Origin of the sequence: Bacillus sp. CH140a_4T, assembly GCF_008923725.1 — a bacterium.
Lineage (GTDB): Bacteria > Bacillota > Bacilli > Bacillales > Bacillaceae_G > Bacillus_A.
Genome location: NZ_WBPF01000005.1, coordinates 717,805 through 736,627, shown reverse-complemented (window position 1 = coordinate 736,627; position 18,823 = coordinate 717,805). Strand labels below are relative to the sequence as shown.

Below are 18,823 nucleotides of genomic sequence, written 5' to 3'. Positions count from 1 at the left end.
ACGTTAGTTATAACGGGGGAGATGCTTGTGAGGGATCAAGATAAGTGTAGTAAGTTTCAAGCACCTATTCCTTTTCCGGCGTCAGGTATTACGGGGCCAACTGGTCCAACGGGTCCGACAGGTTCTTTAGGTGGACCGACTGGCCCGCAAGGAATACAGGGCGTACAAGGTCCAATCGGTCCAACGGGTCCAACAGGAATTCAAGGAGTGCAAGGGGTGCAAGGAGAAATTGGTCCAGCTGGTCCAACCGGTTTAACAGGACCACGGGGGTCTCAAGGTAGCCAAGGGCCGATGGGGGAACAAGGTCCACAGGGAATTCAAGGTGTTCAAGGTATGCAAGGTGAAAGGGGGCCGACTGGTCCAACCGGAATACAAGGTATACAAGGAATACCAGGGCCAATGGGAGAAACAGGTCCAACCGGAATACAAGGTATACAAGGTATGCAAGGTGAAATGGGGCAGGCGGGTCCAACTGGAATACAAGGTATACAAGGAGTGCAAGGAGAAATTGGTCCGACCGGTCCAACAGGAAATACCGGTATACAAGGTGTTCAAGGGAATTTAGGAAGCAGTGGATTACAAGGTGTAACAGGAATACAAGGTATACAGGGTCCGATGGGTCCGACTGGTCCGACAGGCTCTCAAGGAATTCAAGGGGAACAAGGGCCAATGGGACCAACCGGTGCAACTGGCGTTCAAGGTTTACAAGGTCCACAAGGTGAGATGGGTATAACCGGTCCAACTGGCTCTCAAGGAATACAAGGAGTGCAAGGTGTAATAGGCCCAACAGGGGTAACTGGCTTGCAAGGGGATCCAGGTCCAACCGGCTCGACAGGTCAGGCGGGAGTAACCGGTCCAACTGGATCTGCAACTGGTCCAACGGGAGCAACTGGTCCAACAGGGCCGCCAGGAGGCCCAACTGGTCCGACGGGTCCAGCAGGATCACCGGGAGGTCCAACTGGTCCGACTGGAGCAACTGGGGCAACTGGATCGACCGGAGCAACAGGAGCGACTGGAATCCAAGGAGTGCAAGGAATACAGGGAGCGACAGGGGTAACTGGTTTAACAGGTTTGCAAGGAGTACAGGGACCAATGGGGGCAACTGGTCCAACGGGTGACCAAGGCATTCAAGGTCCGCAAGGAGTAATGGGAGTAACCGGTCCAACTGGATTACAGGGTTTACAAGGAGTACAAGGACCGATAGGAGCAACTGGCCCAACCGGTCAACAAGGAGTGCAAGGGGCACAAGGTCCAATTGGTCCAACAGGCCCACAAGGAATACAAGGAATACAAGGTGAGCAAGGAGTAATGGGAGCAACTGGACCAACAGGCTTACAAGGTCTGCAAGGAATCCAAGGCCCACTCGGTCCAACCGGTCCTCAAGGTTTACAAGGAGTGCAAGGGATAAGTGGTATAACAGGTCCAACTGGTCCTCAAGGAATCCAAGGAATTCAAGGTCCACAAGGAGATATAGGTCCAACCGGTGCAACTGGAATACAAGGAGTGCAAGGTCCAGAGGGTCCAACCGGTCCAACGGGTGCAACAGGCCCGCAAGGAATTCAGGGAATACAAGGAATCCAGGGTCCAACCGGTCCACAGGGCATTCAAGGTCTGCAAGGAATTCAAGGTCCGATTGGTCCAACAGGCCCAACTGGACCACAAGGAATACAAGGAATAACCGGATCAACAGGTCCAACCGGTGTAACAGGGGCAACAGGACCGACAGGAGCAACTGGTCCTCAAGGAGTGCAAGGAATCCAAGGTCCACAAGGGGTAACGGGTCCAACGGGAGCAACAGGACCGACGGGAGCAACTGGTCCTCAAGGAGTGCAAGGAATCCAAGGTCCACAAGGGATAACGGGACCAACGGGAGCGACCGGAGCGACGGGAGTAACGGGTCCACAAGGAATCCAAGGAATCCAAGGTCCACAAGGGGTGACGGGATCAACAGGAGCAACTGGAGCGACGGGAGTGACTGGTGCGACAGGCCCGACAGGGTTACAAGGGATAAGAGGAGCAACCGGTGCGACTGGTCCGACGGGAGTAACAGGTCCAACGGGAGCGACAGGGCAGGCGGGAGCAACCGGTCCAACTGGATCATCTGCAATATCAACAGGTGGCGGCTATTTCTTTTCTACTTCAACAAGTGCAATTGCGGCAAATACTAACATTCCAATAAATTCGGGATCCACTGTATATGGAACAGGTGTATCTTTAACTAGTACCACGACTGTTACAGTATCGACGCCGGGAATATATTTAGTAAGCTACTATTTCCAAGGGGATGCGACTGGTGGGAATGAGACTGTATCTGTTAGATTGCTATTAAATGGAACGCAACTAACAGGGAGTTTTATACAAAACGTAACGACATCAACTGTAGTAATCGAACCTGCCATTTCAAATACACTCCTTGTGAATGTAACGAGTGCCAATTCAACGTTAATATTACAAAATGGTCCATTGGCTGTTGGGCATGTAACTACTATAGCAGGTGCGATTACGGCAAGTTTAAATGTAGTGAGAATTTTATAAGAAATATAAAAAACACAAGGAATGTCTGTATAGACACACCTTGTGTTTTTTTCATTATCTTTTCGGCTGGAAAATATGTTGAAAGAAGTATTTGTGATGTAAATTATCTACAACTTTATTTGCTTGATATGTGCGGTGTTGTTCGAGTCGAAGTCTTTGCTCCATCATTTTTATTGCGTGATCAGATAAACGTAACATTATACATGTCTCCTTTTCTATAAATATAGGCGTCTATTGAAATTGATTCCATATTTATAATTAAGGAGGTACACTGTGTAACATAGGCAAAAAGCACCTTCCTCTCCCATTACGCTTACGAGGTTAGCTGTCGGACTCGGGAAGTGAGAGTTTCCCTACTTAAATAAGATTCGCCCCAAGTAGCATAGCTACAAAAGTGGTTCCCCCGCTCCAAATTTTGGACTCAGCAAAAGGTTTTATAAACTAAAAGATAACATAAATAAATTAATGAGTCAAATTATTTGTTGTTTTCTGATTTTTTTAGGGAGGTTAAAACCACACCATCAGGTAATATGATATCCTTTACTTTAATAAATCCATGTTTTTTATATAAAGACAGAGCAGGGGTATTTTCTTTGCCTGTTTGTACAATATATGTTTTGGAAGGGGAGAACATGTCAAATACATATAGTAATAGCTTAGTCGCAATTCCTTTATGAAAATGATCGGGGGAAACTACTAAACGATGAATATCAACTTCCTCTTCATCCATTGTAAAAGAAATAAACCCGGCAAGTGTATCTTCATAAAAATAGCCGTAAAAATTTTCATCACATAATTGAATATCGGTTACAGTATCATAAAGACGAGGGATAGCGGTACTATTTATATATTTCGCCTCAATTTTATAAGCGGGTATTTGAATGTTTAAAATAGAAGCAGCGGTGTTGTGAGAAGTTGTTATTAATTTTTGAATCATAGGGTAAAACCTCCTTGAAGACTTTATTTTCATAGATTTGACAAGATTTTTCTCTTTTGGATATAATAATTATAATAGTTACATAATAATTTAGTGTTAAAAAGAAATACACTATAATAGAAATGGAGGACTAAAGATGGGATGGATTATCACATTAATAGTTGGTGCTATTATAGGTGCAATTGCAGGTTCTATAACGGGTAAAAATTTTCCAGGTGGTATGTTTGGAAATATTATCGCAGGTTTATTAGGTGCTTCTTTAGGTGGTAGATTATTTGGGTCTTTTGGGCCATCTTTTGGTGGGATTCATGTCGTGCCAGCATTATTAGGAGCAATCGTGTTAATTCTTATTGTATCATTTGTAGTGAAAGCTGCAAGGAAATAAAGATATAGATTATGATGAAAAGCCCTGAATAAGGGCTTTTCATCATTCGAAGAGGTGGTTTCATTGGAGAAAATAAATATAAGAAAAAGAGATAAGTTGAAAAAGTTTTTTAGAGAACACAATTATTTAGCGGTGTTACTTGGGTTTGCGTTATTGTTTATAAACATATTACTGTTAACGAAAATTTCTTTTGTGTTTACTCCGTTTATCGTCTTTTTAAAAACAATATTCTTCCCAGTATTATTAGCTGGCGTACTATTTTATATTTTGCATCCATTCGTTTCGCTTCTCGAAAAGAAAGGTGTTTCAAGAATTGTATCAATAGCTTCCATATATTTAATAGTACTAGGATTATTTGTATTTTTAGTTGTAACGGTTATCCCAATTATTAAAGATCAAATCGATGCATTAATAGATAACTTACCGTATTTCGGTCATGAAATCGAACGAGCAGCACGTAGATTTGGAGAAAGTAATTTACTAGGGAAAATTCAAGAGAATTTAAATATTAATGTAGCGAGTATGGTAAAAGACTACACAGTTGATTTTACGAAGTCGTTATCATCAGTAACTGGAAATGTAACTGGATTTTTAAGCACTGTTACAGAGGTCGTTTTAACGTTTGTAATGGTTCCGTTTATATTGTTTTATCTTCTAAAAGATGGTGAACAATTACCGAATCACTTTTTAAAGTTTATTTCAGAGCAAAGACGACCAGCAGCGATGAGCATACTAGATGATATGCATTATGCGATTAGCTCGTATATTAGAGGGCAAATTATCGTTAGCTTGTTTATCGGTATTATGCTATTAATTGGTTACCTTATTATTGGTATTAAATATGCGGTACTACTTGCTATTTTAGCGATGATTGTAAATATCGTTCCGTACGTAGGACCAATTATCGCAATAACTCCAGCGTTAATTATCGCATTTATCGATTCGCCAGCAATGGTGTTAAAAGTAATTATCGTAATGATAGTTGTACAATTAGCAGAAGGTAAATTTATTTCTCCTCAGGTTATGGGGAAAAAATTAGACATTCACCCAATTACTATTATTTTTATTATTTTAACTGCCGGAAATTTATTTGGAATTATGGGGATTATTTTAGCAATTCCAGGATATGCGATATTAAAAGTGTTAGTAACACATAGTTATAGATTTGTTAAGTTGAATACGTAAAAAAAGAGCTAAAACAGGTAATGCTGTTTTAGCTCTTTTTCATTTATACTCTTGTTGTAGTAAACCAATAAACCTTATGCGTAGGCTTTTAATTCAATAATAGGTAGATTGCTTTCCTTTAGTTTATAATCAAATATTAGATCGTCCATGCGAAAAGTAGCATCTACTTCAAGAGAAATGAAAGTACCCCCGATTTCTACTTGGTTTCCGTTCTCATTTTCAAAAGTGAGCGCACCGTCAAATGTTTCTATGTACTCATCGCAGGTGTATACATATATAGCGATAGGTGTGAAGTGTATAATTACCCCTAAAGTATCACCTTGACTTTTATCATCGTTCTTAAACACATCAATCTTAAACGTATCATTCTTTTTAGTAAACCAACCCAAAACATCACCTCGTTTTTGTAGTGCAAATCGATTATATATATTGATTATATATCTCTCGGAATAAATTGGTAATCACTATTGCTAAAATCTAACAAAAAAAGAAAATTCAGTTTTAGATGAACGAGAAATGTGATAAACTGTAAAAAAATAACGAAAAGCAATGAAAGAGAAGAGTACATATTCGAAACTTTTCAGAGAGCTGATGTGTGGTGGAAATCAGTAAGGGATGAATATGGAATGGGCTCTAGAGCTTCTAGCTGAAATGAGTAGGCAAAGACGGTTACTTCACGTTAAGAAGTTGAAGTGAGCTATGATGATAGCTAATGAAGGTGGTACCGCGGGAGTTTCTCGTCCTTATTTAAGGATGAGGGGCTCTTTTTATTTTGAGAAAGGAGGAGTTAGGTTGAGCGGAAAAATAATGTTAACAGGAATTAAGCCGACAGGTTATCCGCATTTAGGGAATTATATTGGCGCGATTAAACCTGCATTACAAATGTCAAAGAAGAATGAAGGAAAAGCACTATATTTTATAGCGGATTATCATGCATTAAATGCTGTGCATGATCCAGAAAAGTTCAGTAGTTATACGAAAGAGGTAGCAGCCACTTGGTTATCACTTGGAATTGGAGAAGATGTTATTTTCTACAGGCAAACAGAAGTGCCGGAGATTCTAGAATTAGCTTGGATATTAGCTTGCCTAACTCCGAAAGGGATTATGAACCGTGCCCATGCATATAAGGCGAAGGTAGAGCAAAATAAAGAAGCAGGGTTAGAGGTAGATACAGGAGTGAATATGGGGTTATATACGTACCCGATTTTAATGGCAGCGGACATATTATTATTTCAAGCTACTCATGTACCAGTCGGGAAAGACCAAATTCAACATATTGAAATTGCCCGTGATATTGCGTCGTATTTTAATCATACATTCGGCATGACATTTACGCTTCCGGAGTATGTCATACAAGAAGAAGGTGCCATTTTACCTGGTCTTGATGGAAGGAAGATGAGTAAAAGTTATGGAAATGTGATCCCATTATTTGCAGAACAAGAAAAACTACGAAAGTTAATATTTAAAATCAAAACAGATTCTTCACTTCCAAATGAACCGAAAGAACTAGAAACGTTATATATAATTTATAAAGAATTTGCGACAGAAGATGAAATACAGTCGATGCGTGAAAAGTATGAAACTGGAATCGGATGGGGCGATGTGAAAAAAGAGTTGTTTCGCGTTGTAGACCGCGAATTAGCTGGACCCCGTGAGAAATATGAAATGTATATGAATGAGCCAAATTTATTATACGAAGCGTTAGAAAAAGGTGCTGTGCGGGCAAGAGAAGTCGCGAAGGTAAATTTAGCAAAAATAAAGAAACGGATTGGATTTGAGAGGGAACGTTAAGCGTTCCCTTATTTTTTTACAAAAAAACCGAACGGAATTCCAATTTGTTACCAATATAGAGTGAGGAGGGATAGAAATGGTCACAATTCTCGAATTAAAAATGTTGCTAGTTCAAATAGGAATAGAAATTGTACCACCTAGTAATTTAAAAGAAAAAATTTTAATTCAAGTTAATCTGATGGAGGAAATAACATTTAATCATGTTGAGGTGAATAAAGATGAGTGAAATTGTGTTAGCAGTTCAAGGGTTAAGTAAGACTTATGAGAGTGTAGATACAAATGTTAGAGCTTTACAAAATGTATCTTTGGAGTTAAATAAAGGAGAACTCCTTGCCGTAATGGGGACGAGTGGGTCTGGGAAGAGTACATTACTTAACATACTTGGTGCTTTAGACAAGCCTGATGAGGGAGTCGTATATGTAAATGGTGAAGTCCCTAAAAATATGTTTGTTGAACCATACGCGACGGAGTACAGGCGGGATAACATAGGATTTATTTTTCAGTCATTCCATTTATTAAAGGATTTATCTGTAGAAGAAAATATTGCATTACCCCTCATATTATCAGCTGATTCAGAAGAGGAGATACGAGAAAAAACAAATAAAATATTAGATGTTCTTGGTTTAGTAAATTGGAGAAATCATCGACCAGTTCAGCTTTCTGGGGGACAACAACAACGTGTTGCAATTGGTAGGGCGTTAATAACATCTCCTCCAATTGTTCTTGCAGATGAACCTACTGGAAATTTAGATTTCAATACGTCTAATGATATTTTACGAGTACTAGTCGATATGAAACAAAGATTCAATCAAAGTATGATTCTTGTTACTCATGATCCTCACATTGCTACGTATGCAGATCGGGTTCTCTTCTTTCATGATGGAGAAAATGTTGATGATTATACGTGTACTCATGGAGTAAATGATATGAATATCATTTTAGATAAATTTAAAAAATTACTGGAGAAATCAAAATGATAAAATCAGTACGAGGATTAAGTTTACGCTTTTTTAAGACGAATAAATTCACTGCTATTTCCTCTATAGTTAGCGTTATGTTGGCTGTTTCTCTAATTATTACGATGGTTGTATTTTCGAGTCATGCGAAACAGTCTGTTATAAATGAAGTGAAAAATGTATATGGAGATATGGATTTATCAGTTGGATATAACCCTGATCAAAATAAGTTGATGGATAAATCTTTACTACAAAATATTAAAGAACAAAAAAATATTGAATACATATCAAAAGTATTAGTAAATCATTTGCAAGTGAATAAATTGAATACCGCTATTTATACAGTAGGTGTTCAAAATGATTCGTTATCGAAAAGTCGATATCACTTCTCTAAAAATCTATCAAATGAAGAAGTAACATTAAATCATGGATTAGCAGAAACTCTACAAGTAAACGTTGGGGAAAAGATTGAAATAGAAAATAAATCCTATGTAGTAAAAGAAGTGTTATCTGATATAGAAGCTGGAGGTTCAGCTCCAGATATACTCGTTTTATCGAATGGTGCGGTGAAACAGCACGTATATGAAAAAACGGGTAAACACAATGAAGCTACTTATGTGTTGATAAAAGCAAAAGCGAATGCAGATGTACTAGCTTTGTCTAATCAAATTCATAAAATAGACAAAGAATTAAGAATCGATATTGCGGAGGAAGACGAGTTTTTAAAAAGTAACTTAGCGTCATTACATATTTTTATAGTTATTTTATCTGTATCAATACTTATTATTACTTCATTATTATTGATGTCTAATTTTGAAGTGTTTTTATATAAATATAAAAGTCAATTTGCTATTATGCGATCAATGGGAGCAACAACGAAACAAATGTTTACAGTTATATTCATTCAATGTAGTGTAATTAATTTCTTTGGTGGAATATTTGGTTTGTTACTAGCTGTAATAAGTAACCGTTTTTTACAAAGTTGGCTAGAGCATTTATTTGCTTTTCAAATTAATTCGATGAGTTTCGACTATAAACTAGCAATTGTAACTGTGATTTGTAGTATCTTTTTTATTGAACTGTTTATGTTATATCCGTCATATAGAAGTTCGAAAATATTGCCAGTAAAGCTTATGCGCGAAAATGAAGAATCCGATTTTTCTAATAATAAAACACGCAGTATTATGGGTAAATTCCTTTTAATTAGTAGCATATTTTTAACTGCTTTAGGTGGATTTATGGAAAATACTGGAGATACGCAGGCGATAGTGATATTAATAGGATCTATATTTCTTGTTTTAGGAGTGTATGTTTTATTTCCTATTTATCTTTCTTGGATATTAAAATTATGTCTACCTATGATGAAAAAAATATTTGGAAGGAATACATTTGTTGCTATTAAAAATGTAATTCCACAAGTGAGAAAAAATACATTTGTTATCTTAATGATAAGTACAATGATGGTGATAGTTGTCTTCGGCTCCACTATATTTAAAACGATGCAAAAAAATAATGAAAGATATTTAAAACGAGAATTTCCAACACATATTGTTGTGGAAAATCGTTTGACTAATGATTCAACCATTACCTTACCTGATATACAAAACATATTTAAAGAAATAAGTAGTGTAAAAGGAGCTAGTACAATTAGTACGAACTCACTGGCAGAATTAAAACAAGGTGAAAATTATAGTACTTTTGACTATAATTTAGGTGATTTAAAGGAAATGAAAATGCAAGGATTACTGCCAGAAGTACCTGCAAATTTGGAGAATAGTATAGTTGTTACAAAAGAGTTAGCGGAGCGGTATAAACTTCATGTAGGTGATATCGTTCAATTGGGTCTATTTTCAGAACAGGAACAAAAAGTTAGACCGACTAGTAAGGTAGAAATCGGATTAATTGTTAACGAGCTACCGAATTCTCCTTCAGTACTTATGGATTGGAGTAATGTAACATATAAACAAGATTATACAATTTTTGAGCGGGCATTTATTAGTTCAAATAACGAGAGAGAGACGTTGGAGCAATTAAAGAAAGTGAAAGGTCAATATCCACAATTAAAAATAAGTAGTTATACTCAATCGTTAAAACAATCTAATTTAATGTTTCAGCAAAGGTGGTCCATTTTCATCGTTGTTATTGTAGTAATTTTGTTTAGTGTAACATTAGGGGTATGTAATACACTTATAAATAATATTCAATCTAAAAGAAAAGAGTATGCTATTTTACGAGCAATAACAGTTAAGAAAAAAGGGATTGTACAAATTATTTTGACACAAGTTAATTTATATGTACTTATTGGAATCGTACTAGGGACTGTTATAGGAACATTATTAACCTATATGGTAAGTATAATAGATCGTACACCTTTATTTTTTGATTTCAAACTTATCGTAACGGTAATAGCGGGGATGTTCGGAATAGTCCTTATTATTTTTATACCTTTTGCTAATAGAATAGGGAAAAGGGACATTGTAGAAGAGTTAAATAAGGATAATAAATAAAAGAGGTTAACCCAAGTTGCTATTCAGCTACTTTTGGGTCAATCTCTTTTTATTAACAATTGATTTGAATATTGGTGTGCTCATTAATAAATGTATAGTATAGCCCCTAAATGAGAGGATTTCATATGATGATGAGTCTCAATGGTTTTAATGAAAAACAATGGATCAATCATTATATTAGTTAAATGCCACCAAGTAATATCATTAGGTGAAGTAAGGAGTTCGCATTTCCTTTCAAAACTTATTAGTTGCACATATTAAAAAATATGCTAATATAGGGATACTTATTAAACTCGTTTAATAAGTATAATTAAAGTCACTTATTAAAGTTGTTTAATAAGTGTAATTCATTCTATAACAAAGGAGATGATTGTATGAGAACAGAGAAAGATAAGATGTTGGCGGGAGAAATGTATATTGCGGATGACGAAGAATTAGTAGCCGATAGGGTGGAGGCAAAACGTTTAACGCGCCTTTATAACGAGGCGATGGAGACAGGAGATGAACAACGTTTTACTTTATTAAATCAGCTTTTAGGTTCTTCAGCTGACGGGAAAGCCCACATTAATCCTGATTTTCGTTGTGATTACGGCTACAATATCCACGTCGGAAAGAGTTTTTTCGCAAATTTTAATTGTGTGATTTTGGACGTTTGTGAAGTGCGAATCGGTGATAATTGTATGTTTGCACCAGGTGTTCACATTTATACTGCTACGCATCCGTTGCATCCGGTAGAGCGGAATTCTGGCAAAGAATATGGGAAGCCTGTAAAGATTGGTAACAATGTTTGGGTTGGCGGGGGAGCTATAATTAACCCTGGTATTTCAATTGGAGACAACGCTGTAATTGCTTCAGGGGCAGTTGTGACAAAAGATGTACCTCATAATGTAGTTGTTGGTGGTAATCCAGCTAAAGTTATTAAAACGATAGACGAATAAAGGGCGTTTTCACTAGTTCGTAAATTATCGTATAGACAATGTGAAAGGTGTTTCATATGGAGAAATATAGTGCGAACAATCATAAAAAGACATTACTTGCCTCTCGAAATGCTCTTTTTCTCTTATTTGCTTTGCCAGGTGTCGCGTTTGCTACATGGATTTCAAGAACAGCAGCTACTCGAGATATTTTAGCAGTGTCAAATGCAGAAATGGGCTGGATTTTGTTCGGACTATCTGTCGGTTCAATAATTGGTTTACTGAGTGCAAGCCGCTTTATTGACTGTAAGGGAGCTAGAGACGTTATTATAGGCAGTATGTTTTTTATGATTGTTGGATTACTTAGTTTAGGTATTAATATTTATTTTGTTTCTAGTATGGGGGCTTTTAATAGCTTACTAGTATTTGGAGTAGGATACGGATTGGCGGAAGTTGCATTGAATGTAGAAGGTTCTTCCATTGAACAGAAATTAGGAACAACTCTTCTTCCGAAATTCCATGGTTTTTTTAGTGTAGGAACTTTAGTAGGTGCGCTCAGTGGTTCTGTTGCAGCGTCGCTTCACATCCCAATTTTGTATCAGTTTCTTGCGATTTCGGTCGTGTTTGTATTACTTGCATGTATGTTGTATCGTTTCCTTCCACATGGAACAGGAAAGAAGGAAAAAACGCCGAATAAAAAGAAAGCGAAGCGTGCTTCCTTACGTATGGAAAAAAAGGTGCTTTTAATTGGTCTTTTTGTGCTTGGAATGGCATTTGCAGAAGGAAGTGCAAATGATTGGCTACCTATCGTAATGGTAGACGGACATGAACAAAGTGTAGTGACAGGTTCTATTATGTACACAGTTTTTGTAATGGCAATGACGTTAGCTCGTATGTGTAGTAGTTATTTCCTTGATCGATTTGGTCGTGTCGCTGTCGTACGTGCTACAATTATGATGGCGATTATTGGAATTTCAATCGTAATATTTGGGAGTAATTCGTATTTTCTAGCACTTGGTGTAGTACTGTGGGGGATTGGTGCAGCGCTAGGTTTCCCGATTGGCCTGTCAGCTGCTGGAGATGACCGTGAAAATGCGACGTCTAATGTTGCTGCAGTTTCTATCGTTGGTTATACAGCCTTTTTAGTCGGACCACCATTTTTAGGGATACTTGGAGAAACATTCGGAATACGTAATGCCTTACTAGCAGTTTTATTATTTGTTCTTTTGTCTGGAATTGTATCGTCTATTATGAGAGAGAATACACCGAGCTAAATAAGAATTGCACGCAGCGGAAATATATCATCTCTATTGCTTTAGAAAATGATGTATGATATATTGTCAACGCAACTTATTAAAAGAGTTTAATAAGTATGTTGATTAAGGTGGTGAGCGATTTGAGTGAACAATTTGTTACTCAAAAATCGATTAAAGAAACGATCCTTCGCGGCATTCGTACAGCTCTTCTAGAGCAAGGAAGTGCAACGAAAGTTGAACTTAGTAATACATTAGAAATTAGTTTTCCAACGATAAGTAAATTTATAGAAAATATGAAACAAGATGGTGAAGTCACTTTAGTCGGTTTAGATGATTCAAGTGGCGGAAGAAGAGCGAAACGATATGCGTATAATCCGGAATATATGTTAGGATTAGCGATATTTTTAGAGAAGAATGAAACAAACTATACCATTTTTAACTGTGTAGGGGAAGTAAAGGAACAAGGAAGTACTTCGGGTGTATTAATGGATACTGGCGTGAATCTATTATCAAAACATATTGAAAATCTTATCGCTACATTCCCGAAAATAAGCTCTATATCAATTGGTGTGCCCGGTTCGGTTGATAATGGTCGTATTTTCTATATTCCTGGATATGAAAAGTTCCAGAATTTTAATTTGAAAAGTCACTTAGAGGATCTGTTTTCAATACCCGTAGTTATAGAAAACGATATGAATGCCGCAGTGCTTGGCTATTATAAAAGTACTGGAAATAACGATAATTCATCTCTTGTGTATTTGTATTCCGGTCAAAATGGCCCAGGAGCAGGGATTATGGTAAATGGAGATGTAGTACGAGGCAGCACCTTTTTCTCAGGAGAGATATCTTTCGTTCCACAGTATGATAATAAAAATTTCTTACAAGCTTTGAGAAGTGGAGATTCGAATAATCCAGAGAAATATAATATAGATGCTATTACTCGTTTAATAGCTACATGTATAGCTATTATTAACCCTCATGCCTTTATCTTCTGTGATGATGAAGTGAACCAATTTGTAATAGATCAAATTGTAAAAACTTGTCCGCAGTACATTCCAGCAGAACATATTCCAAAAATAACAGTGAGCGATTGGAAAGAAGATTATTTATATGGATTGAAAAGCCTTGGACTTGATCTTATGATTACAAGAACAAGCAAAGAAAATTAAATATCAAATTGTTGGTTGAATACTGTAAAAGAAAAGGTGTCGATTATGAAAATTGAACATGTAGCAATTTGGGTAAATGATTTAGAAGGTATGCGTGATTTCTATAAACAGTACTTCGGTGGTGAAGAGAATAGTTTATATCACAATCCGAAAAAGCAGTTTGAATCTTATTTTATAACTTTTGAAGGTGGAGCACGTCTAGAACTTATGAGGCAAGTAGGGATAGACGATAATACACAAACACAAACAATAGGATATGCGCATATTGCTTTTTCTGTAGGTAGTAAAGAAAAGGTGAACGTATTAACGAATACATTAAGAGAAGCAGGCTACCCTGTGTTAAACGGCCCACGTACTACAGGGGATGGTTATTATGAAAGTGTAGTAAGTGACCCGGAAGGAAATCAGATTGAGATAACAATCTAACTCTGAAGGGGATAATTCGGACCTACAGTGAAATGAAAAACCGCATTTTGCGTTATAATAACGGGAAATGCGGTTTTTTAATATGTAATGCTTTTTAATTGGAGTGCTGAAATTCTGTAATAATCTTCTCAATAACAGGAGGAAGATTGCTAGGTAACTCATCAAGCGGAAAGAAGTGTAGTTCTTTCGATTCCGTATGGTCGCATACAAGCTCACCATGGAATGTGCGGCAAATATAAACAACGAGTACACCGTGTACTTGATCGCCGTTTGGATAGATTTGAAAGAAATCTGGTCCTGAGTATGTACGGAATAGTTCTGGATTTTTAATGATAAGTCCCGTTTCTTCATATACTTCTCGTTTTAAAGCGTCTTCTAACGTTTCGTTATATTCTAAGGCGCCGCCAATAATGCCCCAGCGGTTAAAATCTGTGCGTAGCTGCAGTAATATTTTATTTTCCTCATTTAATATAATGGCGTGCGAACCGATTAAAATAAGTGGATGATTGCCTACTAAATTTCTCATGTCTTCAACATAACCCATATTTGTTCTCTTTATAGTTAATAATAATTAGGAAGTTCTTTTAACATTCTTTCTGTTTTACGTGCTGTAAAGGCTAAGTTATGATCATCTTTCGTTCTGAAAAATAAAGTACGTAAAAAGGTTTTAATGTTGGCACATAAAATACAATATTCATTTAGCGAAAGGCGTTTTCTAATTTGAGGAAGCCTTTTTATTTTTTTATAAATAATTGAAATTAACTCATCTTGTGGGAAATCATGGTATAGCATCGATAGTAACGGTGTAACAATTCGTTCATCTTCATTATTATGAAAAAGATCCGATGGGATAAAAATTTTATTTAATAAACAATGAATTAATTCTTCATACCACTCAAAATTCGTATAGGAATTGTGAACAATTTCAGTAAAGGCATCAGATACGTGGGCAAGACAATGAACCCACCCTTTATTTTCAATATAGCCTCGAAAATCCGTTTCTAAGTTTGTATATGTAATGAGTTTGTTTTTTATTTCTTCGATATCCTCCTCTGTAAAAAAGTAGTGCGAGTTAGCGAATTGGAGTATTAATGCAAGTAACGAAACAGTGTAAGAACGTGTGAAAACCCCATCTGTATGTGGGGAGTAAATGTCACAATATAAATACTCATCACTTAAACAAGTTTGCAACAGTAATTTCAGTTGATCATCCATAAGGAATTCATGATGAATGAAATGTGCAAAACATTTATATATAAGCTGGTAACGAACGTAACTATCAGTTGTTCCGACATACTGAAGCATATTGAGCGTTAACTCATTCATATCTATATGTTGCAGTTGCGTATAGTCATTTTGTTGTATAAGCTCTAACTGTTGTTGTAGCGCTGTAATATCCAATGGAGAACCTCCTCCGCACTTTAAAGATGCGATGTTTTCTAGTATTCTATATATTCAAGGACAATCCTGCTCATGCAAGGAGAACAAGTAGAAATTCGAGTATGACATAGATGAGGGAAGTATATGATGACTATAGAACAGTTAGAAAAATATTTTAAAATAAGAAGAAATGCTTCTTCTATAATGATAAAAGAAAATAATGCGGAGCCTTTTACAAAAACGCAATTAGAAGAAATAATGCAGTATTGCGTTACTGAGGCTGAAAAAGAGGGAATAGAAAACTTACATTTTGAGGTTTCTTCAAAAAGTCCAAATTACGATGTGTATAAGAAATGCTTCGAAACGTATTCATTTGAATACATTACTGAAAACATGATTGTGTTTAAGGATATATATGAAGTAGAAGATATAGAAAGTGAAATTGATTTTAAGCTTATTGAAGAAGTAGGAGAAAATACATTTTATTCTCTTTGGAACGAAATGACGGAAGAACAAGTCACTTATGATCAATTTGTAAATATGATGCTACAAGAAATTGGTGAGCAATGGAAAGAGCATTGTTTAACAGCGAGTGTCAATGAAGTGCCGATAGGAATTGTAATTCCGCATATTGAAAGAGGTACGTTAGAAGAAGGAAAACTCATGTATTTCGCAATTGCTTCAAATATGCGAAATAAAGGGTATGAAGTAGCATTCTTTACGGGAGCGATGTTTGTCTTAAAGGAAATAGGCGCATCTTATTATATTGGCGAGACAAATGTGCAAAATGAATGGATGAAGGATGTTTTTGAAAAGAACGGATGTCAGCTGCTGAGTTGTACTGAGCGATTTGTGAGGAAGTTTTAGGAGGATGAATGGTGTATACTCTCGAACTCGTATAGCGGGAGGGGACTATATATGTTAAAGCAATCCATGCATTCATTCGTTTTAATGTATCCACATGTATTGTTAGAAAATTGGAAAGTTGAAAAGGTTTCAGAACGTTATGAAGGTGAAAAGTGGGAAACTTTCTGGTTTCAGGTTGTTACTCCAACTGGAATGTTTCGGGTAAAAGAGTTTTTTCTAGATATAATGGAGCCAGTATTTCCGGATAGTTGTATTTCTCAAGCAAAAGGAGATTGTTTTCAATATAAATGGCTTGTGTATTGGAAAGGTGTAAATTATAAAGGAAAAGAAAGTTACGTTACATCTAGATGGAAAACACAAATTGAAGTTTCTGTTGATCGCGGATATATAAACCAAGATGAAATGGAAAGATTTCTATTTGAATTACAACCGGTAAATATGGAGCTTGCGAAAACGATATTACATACACCATTTCACTTATTAAGCTTTCAAGCGAAGAGAGGTGAAATGGGTGAGATAGGAAGCTGTCGTGAGTGGAATGCTCCCGAAGACGTATCCTATGTTAAATTATCAATTCATGAAAAGTTAAGTTGGAAACTTGAATCAGTTGGTTTCGGAAATGATGAAATACAGTATGTATACTGGGATGAAGATAGTAAACTATATGCACTTTGGGTTTGTCGGCATAAAAACAAAGCGTACTATCCTGTCTCTTCTTGGACAATGAATTATGGCCCAAAACAAATAATAAATGGGTTACAGTTTTATTCACACCCTGATCGTGGGACAGTTGTATATGAAGATTTAGGTAATGAACAAATCGCATACGTATTTCGAGGGAATCCGTGTACAACTTATGAACAAGTAAAAGAACTTCTTGCCTGTTTGTAAGATAAAAAGAAAAATGAGAACGACAAAATAGATATTCCTATAATACAATAGAGAAAGATTCGATTATACGAGAAAGCGTTGGTGAAAGAATGGAGCAGCAAAGAAATTGGTTACAAGCAACTGTAGAAAGAAATGAAGACAATACGTTATATATAAAGTGGGAAAATAATATAGAGGAAGTTCGCATTTACTGGAGTACTTCATCAGAGCATATTGAGGAAAATGGAGAATTACTTGCAACGGTAAATGGAGAATCATCATGTACAATTGAAAATCCGAGTGAAAATGAGCGTCCATATTTTAGACTAGTAGGAAGTAATGGACAAGCAGTGACAGTAGCTGAGCGTAGATTGCCATTACAAGGCGCGTTTAACTTCCGTGATATGGGAGGTTATGAAACGACTGAAGGACGTAAAGTAAAATGGGGCAAGTTGTACCGTTCTGAAGAATTAGCAGGATTAACAGAGTGGGATATCGACTATTTACAAAAGTCTGGCTTAAAGTTAATTTGTGACTACCGTACAGACTTTGAAGTGAAGCATAAGCCGAATCCAGAGATTACGGGTGCTCGCCAAGTATGCTTACCAGTTATGCAAGATTTAGCGAAAGACTTGAACATAAATGAATTTTTCCAAGTTGGTGACCTTTCTATGTTAGGGAAGCCAGGCGAGTACCTTGTGAAAATGAATCAAGATTTCGTAAGTGGTAATGAAGCATTCGTGAGCTTCTTAAACTTAGCGCAAAACCCAGAAAACTTACCGTTAGTAAACCACTGTACAGCTGGAAAAGACCGTACTGGATTCGGATCAGCACTATTATTACTTTTACTAGGTGTACCGGAAAAAACAGTAATGGAAGACTACTTACTAAGTAACGGTTTCCGTGAAAAATTAAATGAAAAAATGATGGCCTTTTTAGGTGCGAAACTTCAAAACGATGAAAGTAGAGCAATATTAGGTGCAATGTTTGAAGCACGCGCTGAATATTTACAAGCTGCGATTGATGAAGTGAAAAAGCAATATGGTTCAGTTGAAGCATATGCTGAAAAAGCACTTGGCTTTACGAAAGAGTCGTTAGAAGAAATGAAAGTGTTATTGCTAGAGGATAAATAAGAAGGAGGGAGGCTAATTGGATTAGCCTCCTGTTTCTATTATGAAATTTTTCGTTGCCTTATTATTCCTATGACAATTGGAATAACTGTCCCAATTAACAATATCGGTAAAAATAATTTTCCGAAACCGTCGCTCCAATTTAAAGCGATTGAAATTGTTTCAAATAGGATGAAAGCAAAAATAAGTAAACAGACATTTTTTAATTGATTAAGCATTTTTCTACTATTTAAATAAAACTCTTTAGCATTTGATTCATTCAGTCTTTGTGGGTAGTTATGAACTTCTGGAAACTTTTCTAAAGTTTGCATTAAAAGGAGTATGAAAAGCCCTATTCCTGGCAAAAGCAAAAGTTCCCACTTTGATCCCCAGCGATCTACAGCTCCATATGCGTTATAATGTGCGGGTACTTCCTCGGGTAATCTTCCCCAAATAATGATCAGAAAAATGATTGATCCAAAGAACAATGAATATCCAATGATATCTCCAACCCATTCACTTTTTGTTTTTGGGAT

The 18,823-nt window shown here is 36.6% G+C and carries 20 protein-coding genes, 1 riboswitch and 1 other annotated feature; of the genes, 14 read left to right on the top strand and 6 right to left on the bottom strand.

Translation table 11 applies throughout. From position 1 onward, the window contains the following. Positions 1-21 precede the first annotated feature (21 nt). Positions 22-2,535, top strand: coding sequence for a BC_3345 family exosporium-associated protein (locus F8162_RS04825; protein WP_151634501.1), 2,514 nt, complete (start codon positions 22-24; stop codon positions 2,533-2,535). A gap of 54 nt (positions 2,536-2,589) precedes the next feature. Here F8162_RS04825 and F8162_RS28685 read toward each other — a convergent pair whose 3' ends face one another. Both F8162_RS28685 and F8162_RS04820 read right to left on the bottom strand, forming a co-directional pair. Further along, positions 2,590-2,733, bottom strand: coding sequence for a hypothetical protein (locus tag F8162_RS28685; RefSeq protein WP_000945246.1), 144 nt, complete (start codon positions 2,731-2,733; stop codon positions 2,590-2,592). A gap of 96 nt (positions 2,734-2,829) precedes the next feature. After that, a riboswitch (cyclic di-AMP (ydaO/yuaA leader) is annotated at positions 2,830-2,972 on the bottom strand. Between the two features lie 38 nt (positions 2,973-3,010). After that, positions 3,011-3,472 carry a GNAT family N-acetyltransferase gene (locus tag F8162_RS04820; protein ID WP_151634503.1) on the bottom strand — a complete coding sequence of 154 codons (462 nt, stop codon included), beginning with the start codon at positions 3,470-3,472 and terminating at the stop codon, positions 3,011-3,013. A gap of 136 nt (positions 3,473-3,608) precedes the next feature. Here F8162_RS04820 and F8162_RS04815 point away from each other — a divergent pair, with 136 nt between their 5' ends. Together F8162_RS04815 and F8162_RS04810 are read left to right on the top strand one after the other, a co-directional pair. Then, positions 3,609-3,857 (top strand): GlsB/YeaQ/YmgE family stress response membrane protein, encoded by a 249-nt coding sequence (locus F8162_RS04815; RefSeq protein WP_000539721.1) that lies wholly within the window; start codon positions 3,609-3,611, stop codon positions 3,855-3,857. Between the two features lie 63 nt (positions 3,858-3,920). Next, positions 3,921-5,042: an AI-2E family transporter gene (locus F8162_RS04810; RefSeq protein WP_151634506.1), complete on the top strand. Its 1,122-nt coding sequence runs from the start codon at positions 3,921-3,923 to the stop codon at positions 5,040-5,042. A 74-nt stretch (positions 5,043-5,116) separates the two neighbouring features. Here the strand turns inward: F8162_RS04810 and F8162_RS04805 are convergent, their stop codons facing one another. Beyond that, positions 5,117-5,431 (bottom strand): hypothetical protein, encoded by a 315-nt coding sequence (locus F8162_RS04805; RefSeq protein WP_151634508.1) that lies wholly within the window; start codon positions 5,429-5,431, stop codon positions 5,117-5,119. A gap of 151 nt (positions 5,432-5,582) precedes the next feature. Beyond that, positions 5,583-5,790: a binding site (T-box leader), on the top strand. A 5-nt stretch (positions 5,791-5,795) separates the two neighbouring features. Between F8162_RS04805 and F8162_RS04800 the strand changes: the two genes are divergently transcribed. From F8162_RS04800 to F8162_RS04770, 8 genes are all read left to right on the top strand, one after another. After that, positions 5,796-6,833 carry a tryptophan--tRNA ligase gene (locus F8162_RS04800; protein ID WP_151634510.1) on the top strand — a complete coding sequence of 346 codons (1,038 nt, stop codon included), beginning with the start codon at positions 5,796-5,798 and terminating at the stop codon, positions 6,831-6,833. A 76-nt stretch (positions 6,834-6,909) separates the two neighbouring features. After that, positions 6,910-7,059 (top strand): hypothetical protein, encoded by a 150-nt coding sequence (locus tag F8162_RS28680; protein ID WP_000256357.1) that lies wholly within the window; start codon positions 6,910-6,912, stop codon positions 7,057-7,059. After that, on the top strand, positions 7,052-7,810 hold the full coding sequence (locus tag F8162_RS04795; protein WP_151634512.1) for an ABC transporter ATP-binding protein: 759 nt from the start codon (positions 7,052-7,054) through the stop codon (positions 7,808-7,810). The genes F8162_RS28680 and F8162_RS04795 overlap by 8 nt, the downstream gene beginning before the upstream one ends. Continuing rightward, positions 7,807-10,296 carry an FtsX-like permease family protein gene (locus F8162_RS04790; RefSeq protein ID WP_151634514.1) on the top strand — a complete coding sequence of 830 codons (2,490 nt, stop codon included), beginning with the start codon at positions 7,807-7,809 and terminating at the stop codon, positions 10,294-10,296. The genes F8162_RS04795 and F8162_RS04790 overlap by 4 nt, the downstream gene beginning before the upstream one ends. A gap of 374 nt (positions 10,297-10,670) precedes the next feature. Next, entirely contained in the window at positions 10,671-11,234 is a 564-nt protein-coding gene (locus F8162_RS04785) for a maltose O-acetyltransferase (RefSeq protein WP_151634515.1), read from the top strand. A 56-nt stretch (positions 11,235-11,290) separates the two neighbouring features. Continuing rightward, positions 11,291-12,484, top strand: a complete 1,194-nt coding sequence (locus F8162_RS04780) for an MFS transporter (protein WP_151634517.1) — start codon at positions 11,291-11,293, stop codon at positions 12,482-12,484. 122 nt (positions 12,485-12,606) lie between these two features. Further along, positions 12,607-13,635 (top strand): ROK family transcriptional regulator, encoded by a 1,029-nt coding sequence (locus tag F8162_RS04775; protein WP_151634519.1) that lies wholly within the window; start codon positions 12,607-12,609, stop codon positions 13,633-13,635. Positions 13,636-13,680: 45 nt separating this feature from the next. Continuing rightward, complete coding sequence (locus tag F8162_RS04770) at positions 13,681-14,061, top strand: VOC family protein (protein WP_151634521.1); 381 nt, start codon at positions 13,681-13,683, stop codon at positions 14,059-14,061. Between the two features lie 94 nt (positions 14,062-14,155). On the opposite strand, the gene F8162_RS04765 is transcribed toward F8162_RS04770, so the two are convergent. Both F8162_RS04765 and F8162_RS04760 read right to left on the bottom strand, forming a co-directional pair. Further along, positions 14,156-14,605, bottom strand: coding sequence for an NUDIX hydrolase (locus F8162_RS04765; RefSeq protein ID WP_151634523.1), 450 nt, complete (start codon positions 14,603-14,605; stop codon positions 14,156-14,158). A gap of 17 nt (positions 14,606-14,622) precedes the next feature. Then, positions 14,623-15,462, bottom strand: a complete 840-nt coding sequence (locus F8162_RS04760; protein ID WP_151634525.1) for a DUF2785 domain-containing protein — start codon at positions 15,460-15,462, stop codon at positions 14,623-14,625. A 123-nt stretch (positions 15,463-15,585) separates the two neighbouring features. On the opposite strand from F8162_RS04760, the gene F8162_RS04755 reads away from it, so the two are divergent. From F8162_RS04755 to F8162_RS04745, 3 genes are all read left to right on the top strand, one after another. Beyond that, positions 15,586-16,308 (top strand): GNAT family N-acetyltransferase, encoded by a 723-nt coding sequence (locus F8162_RS04755; RefSeq protein ID WP_151634527.1) that lies wholly within the window; start codon positions 15,586-15,588, stop codon positions 16,306-16,308. Positions 16,309-16,359: 51 nt separating this feature from the next. Next, a complete protein-coding gene (locus F8162_RS04750) occupies positions 16,360-17,199 on the top strand; it encodes a hypothetical protein (RefSeq protein WP_151634529.1) in 840 nt (279 codons plus the stop codon). Positions 17,200-17,288: 89 nt separating this feature from the next. Then, entirely contained in the window at positions 17,289-18,311 is a 1,023-nt protein-coding gene (locus F8162_RS04745) for a tyrosine-protein phosphatase (RefSeq protein ID WP_151634531.1), read from the top strand. 38 nt (positions 18,312-18,349) lie between these two features. Here F8162_RS04745 and F8162_RS04740 read toward each other — a convergent pair whose 3' ends face one another. After that, the gene (locus F8162_RS04740) at positions 18,350-18,775 is read right to left on the bottom strand and encodes a DUF1648 domain-containing protein (protein ID WP_151634533.1); all 426 of its coding nucleotides are present in this window, start codon (positions 18,773-18,775) and stop codon (positions 18,350-18,352) included. Positions 18,776-18,823 lie beyond the last annotated feature (48 nt).